Genomic DNA, 5,222 nt, shown 5'->3' with positions numbered 1-5,222 from the left:
AAAAAGCTTCACCAAAAACCTTTATAATTTCAGGATGTTATCGATCCTGACTTTTCAAACATTCTCTTAACACCAACCCGCCGATCAGGATAATGGCAGCGCCGGCGGCAGCTTCCTGCCACGAAGGCAATGGCTTTTCCAAAGTTTTCCCTGACCAAAGCTTCGCCAGCAATTTTTACCCTTTTGCGTCTGTAACGCCCCTGCCGTGCTCAATGCGCGGCAGGTTGGGGTGTGGCGGTACTTTCCTTTGGCGCATCCGTGACATGTGGTGGCAGGGTTGGCATCGGATCATCGTGCTGCACACGGGGCTGTGCCGTAACCGGTAGCACGGCGGATGCCCCTGCTGGCGGCTGCGGCACTGTGGACTGGGACGTTGTGGGCTGCGGCGTTGTGGACTGCGATGCAGGTGCCGACGCTGTTACTGACGGAGTGGTCGGGGTGGACGGGGCGACGGCAGGGACCGCTGGCGCTTCCACCTGTTGCGGCGCGCCGTCATGCGCGACGGCGGGTGTGGTTCCCTCCCCGGCTGTGGCGGCCCCGTGAGGTGTCACAGTGGACGCTTCGGCGGGCGACTGTGGCGGGGCGGAAGCGGCAGGTCCTGGCGTCGCAATGGTCGCGGGCATCGCAGGTTTCGGCGTGGCCGCCACCGTGGCGGATGGTGTCGGCTGCACCGGTGGTGCGCTGGACGGGGGGGTTGGGGCACTTTCACCCACACTCGATACCTGCGGCAGGGAGGGCGTGGGGGCAACCGGGCGCGGCATCACCGTGACAAGCGGCAGGTTATAGCGATCAATCGTGTCCTTGTCGCTCTGCACGCCATAGGCGTTCATTGGCGGCAGGGCGCGCACCGTCGGACGATCCGGCAGATCGGCGGCAGGGTTATGATCCAGCACCACGCGCGTATTCTGCGGATAACGATCCATCAGGCCCAGCAGCGTGCCATTGGTCCAGCCGAACCCGATCTGCATCGGATATTCGCCCCCCCCTTTGCCGCCCTTGGGGCTGATATAGGGGTTGGAAACATCATATTTTTCCAAAAGCACACCGGATTTTTCGTACGTACCGATCACACGTCCCATCCAACGCGCGGCGATATCACTGGCAAGTTCGTCGTACCCGTACTGGTTCAGCCCCTTGACCGCCATCCACTGCAACGGCGCCCAGCCATTGGGGGCATCCCACTGCTGCCCGCTGTTGGTGCGTTCGGTGGCAACCAGGCCACCGACCTTCAGCAGGTTCTTGCGGATCGTCTCTGCCACGGCCTTGGCCTGTTCGGGGGTCGCCATCTGCAGGAACAGCGGCATGGCCGTCGCCCCCGACAGGATGGAGGTCGATTCGCCCTTCTTCCAGTCATAATCGATATAGGCGGCACGGCGTTCATCCCACAGGATACGCTGCATGGCCGCGACCCGTTCATCCGCAATGCGGGCATATCGCGCGGCAGCTTCCTTGTCCCCCTTCAGGGCATAGGCATGCGACAGCGTCTGCGCCAGATGCGGGATCAGGCAGTTCAGTTCCACCGTCAGCAGGTCCGTCGTGTGGATGGTTGACAGCGTATGTCCGTCCGCCAGCCAGCGCGAGGTAAAGTCCCACCCCGTTTCCGACCCGGCCCGCAGGTCGCGATAGACCTCCTCCGGCTTGCGCGCCGACTGCGACGCCGCCGTGACGAGGTCTTCGGGATAACTTTCGTCACGCGGGGTGTCGCGGTCATCCCAATGACGGTTCATCACCGTCCCGTCGGGCAGGCGCACCACATGCCGGTACGCCCCGCCCGGCGACACCGAATCCGCGCCATCCATCCAGTAATCATATTCCGCCTGCAGTTCGGGCAGGAACTTGGTATAGGCGACCTGCCCGTCATGCATCGCCAGCAGGTCAACCATCAGGGAGAAGAACGGCACCTGCGAACGGCTGAGGTAATAGGTCCGGCTGCCATTGGGAATATGGCCATAACGGTCGATCATCGACGCCATGTCGCGCACCATGTCGCGCATCAGGTCGATCTTGCCGTCCTCATACAGCCCGATCATGGTAAAATAGCTGTCCCAGTAATACAGTTCGCTGAAACGGCCACCGGGCACGACATAGGTATAAGGCAGCGGAAGCTGCGAAGAATACTGCACCTGCGTATCGGGCGGACGTTGCAGCACATCCCACATGCCCATGATATAATCGCGCACATTTTCATTCGGGCTGCGCTGGTAGGTAACGGTCTTGCGTTCGGGCAGGGTGAAATGCTGGCTGACGAAATCCTTCAGCACGAAATCCGGGCGCGCCTTGGCGGCCTTGTACTGCGCCAGAAGATCCTCCGGCGATTCGTCAGGGATGGCATCCACCGCCGTCTTGGCGTCGGCATAGATATGCGCGCGCGCAATATCCTCGAACAGGCCATCAAGGACGACAGAAGGCGGCCGAAGGTCCTGCGTGATGGTCACCGGGGCCGCTGCCTCCGTCAACAGGGCATTGGCGGGCGGAACCATGTGCGACCCGGCGGGTTCCTGCTTCTGTCCCGCCTGTGGGGCGGGGGCGAGGATACCTGCGGGCGTGGCATCGACATGCGCGCCCGGCGACGCCGCCTTGGTGCCATCCGCGGCCATTGCGGGTGGCGTCGTCGCCCGGGGGGGAACGGCCATACCCGCGCCACCAAGGTCCTGCGGCGTGGGCACGGCGTAGGTGTCATCCTCCGGCTTCGCGGCCGTGATGGTGACCGGAACAGGCGATGCCGGGGCTGAAGTCACAGGGGTTGGGGCCGCCGGAATAGAGGAAGACGCGGCCTCAGACGTTGCGGGAGCGGGCGTTACGGCGGGCGTTGCAGGGGCGGGCGACGACACGGGTGTGGGGGGTGACATGGCGGGTGCGGATGCCGCCCCCGCATCGGGCATGGCCGACGCGGGGGCAGCCACAGGCGAGGTGCCAGAAGATGTTGCAGAAGATGTGGCAGGTGACGCTACGGAAGATGTCACAGGGGCTGCCATTGGGGCAGCTACGGGGGCGGCGGCTGCGGCAGGGGCCGGGGGCGTCGTCGGACCTGCCGCTACTGTCCCTTCCGCGGGGGGCTGCGTCGGGACGGCAGGGACGGAAGCGGCAGGGAGAGACGCTGCAACAGGGGATTGGGGGCTGGCCTGTGCGCCCTGATGGGTTTCCTGCGACAGCGCGGGGCTCACTGATGACACAAGTGCGACCAACGCAGCGCCCGCGCACAGCGCGACCGGACGCGACAGGGCCGAACCGGCCATGAGGGAAACTTTCACGAGACGTCTGAACTCCACGCTGTTGGGACCGCAACATACCGCACACCATGCCCTGCATGCGCGGGGAACGAAAAGGAAAACCACCCACATGGAGGGAAGTTCATTTTTTATTGTATCCAGTTTGTGTCCAGTTCATGTTGCGCGCCGTTTCGTGTGTACGGTTTCACCATGACGGTAATCGGATTATGGTCCCGATACATGGCCCTGCATGCGCCCGGTTCCCCTGTAGCGGATATCACGCCATTCGATATCGCATCACAGGGGCATCACGTCACAGGGCATTACATCACAGGGCATCGCGCCACCGGGCACCCTGCCACAGGGGCGCGGCCACGTTCCCGTTATCCGCGGAGTATTCCCGATGTCGCCTGACCCCACCCTGTCCCCCCTGGCCACCACGGACAGCCTGTTTTTCGAACGCGCCGATGCACGCCTGGGCCGGACAGAGGCCGAACGCCTTGTCGCGCAGGCGCTGGCGGGCATGGATGATGGCGAACTGTTCCTGGAATACCGCGAAAGCGAGGTGATCTCCCTCGACGAAGGGGTGATCCGTTCGGCAACCTTCGACACCTCCTCCGGCTTTGGCCTGCGCGCGGTGATGGACCAGGAAACCGGCTTCGCCCATTCTGACGATATCAGCGAAAGTGCGATCCGCCGCGCCAGCGAAACCGTGACACAGATCCGCGCGGGCCGCAGCGGCACGCTTGCGGTTGGGCCGCAGGCGACGAACCACCGGCTTTATCCCACGCTCAACCCACTGGGGGAGACGGACTTCGCCACGCGCGCGGCCCTGCTGTCGGAACTTGACGCCTATGCCCGCGCCCGCGACCCGCGTGTGGTGCAGGTCATGGCGTCACTTTCGGCACAGTGGCAGGCAGTGCAGATCATCCGCCCCGATGGGCAGCGCGTGGCCGATATCCGCCCGCTGGTGCGCATGAATGTCTCGGTCGTGGTTGAAAAGGACGGCCGCCGCGAAAGTGGCGGGCACGGGCTGGGCGGGCGGTATGCCTATACCCGCCTGCTTGACGCCACGGTCTGGAAATCGGCCGTGGACGAAGCATTGCGCATGGCTCTTGTCAATCTTGACGCCGCCCCGGCCCCGGCGGGCGAAATGGAAGTCGTGCTGGGTGCGGGCTGGCCCGGCATCTTGCTGCACGAAGCCGTGGGCCATGGGCTGGAGGGGGATTTCAACCGCAAGGGCACCTCCGCCTTTGCCGGGCTGATGGGCCAGCGCGTGGCCGCCCCCGGCGTAACCGTGGTCGATGATGGCACCCTGCCCGAACGGCGCGGCAGCCTGACGGTCGATGACGAAGGCACCCCGACAGGCCGCACCGTCATGATCGAGGACGGGATTCTGACCGGATATCTTCAGGACCGGTTGAACGCACGCCTGATGGGGGTGCGGCCCACCGGAAACGGACGGCGCGAATCCTATGCCCATGCCCCCCTGCCACGCATGACCAACACCATCATGCTGGGCGGTGACGCCACGACGGAGGATATGATCCGCACGACGAAACGCGGGTTGTACGCCGTCAATTTCGGCGGTGGGCAGGTGGACATCACCTCGGGCAAGTTCGTTTTCGCCGCATCGGAAGCCTACCTGATCGAAGACGGGAAGATCACCACCCCGGTCCGTGGCGCGACCCTGATCGGTAACGGCGCGGATGCGATGACGAAAGTCACCATGATCGGACAGGAACCCGCCCTTGACCCCGGGATCGGTACCTGTGGCAAGTCAGGACAGGGAGTCCCGGTGGGCGTGGGACAGCCGACGCTGAAGATGACCGGCCTGACGATCGGGGGCACGGGCGGCTGAGACACCCGCCGTTCCACGGGACTGTCATGGCTTCCAAAGGACAGGACCCTGCGGCGTTTTTCGCAAGCTTTCTTAACAGGCTGTTTGAAAATTCAGGTCCAATAACAACCTGAAATTATAAAGGTTTTTGGTGAAGCTTTTTCCAAAAAGCT

Annotated in this window: 2 protein-coding genes; one reads left to right on the top strand and one right to left on the bottom strand. The window is 63.7% G+C overall.

The window, feature by feature from the left end:
* Positions 1-209: 209 nt before the first annotated feature.
* The gene (treF, locus tag B7G66_RS19085) at positions 210-2,633 is read right to left on the bottom strand and encodes an alpha,alpha-trehalase TreF (RefSeq protein WP_371861368.1); all 2,424 of its coding nucleotides are present in this window, start codon (positions 2,631-2,633) and stop codon (positions 210-212) included.
* Positions 2,634-3,612: 979 nt separating this feature from the next.
* Between treF and tldD the strand changes: the two genes are divergently transcribed.
* Entirely contained in the window at positions 3,613-5,070 is a 1,458-nt protein-coding gene (tldD, locus tag B7G66_RS12890) for a metalloprotease TldD (RefSeq protein WP_003616966.1), read from the top strand.
* Positions 5,071-5,222 lie beyond the last annotated feature (152 nt).

Source organism: Novacetimonas hansenii JCM 7643, from assembly GCF_000964405.1.
GTDB classification, from domain to species: Bacteria; Pseudomonadota; Alphaproteobacteria; order Acetobacterales; family Acetobacteraceae; genus Novacetimonas; species Novacetimonas hansenii.
This window is presented reverse-complemented; position numbering and strand designations above follow the sequence as displayed.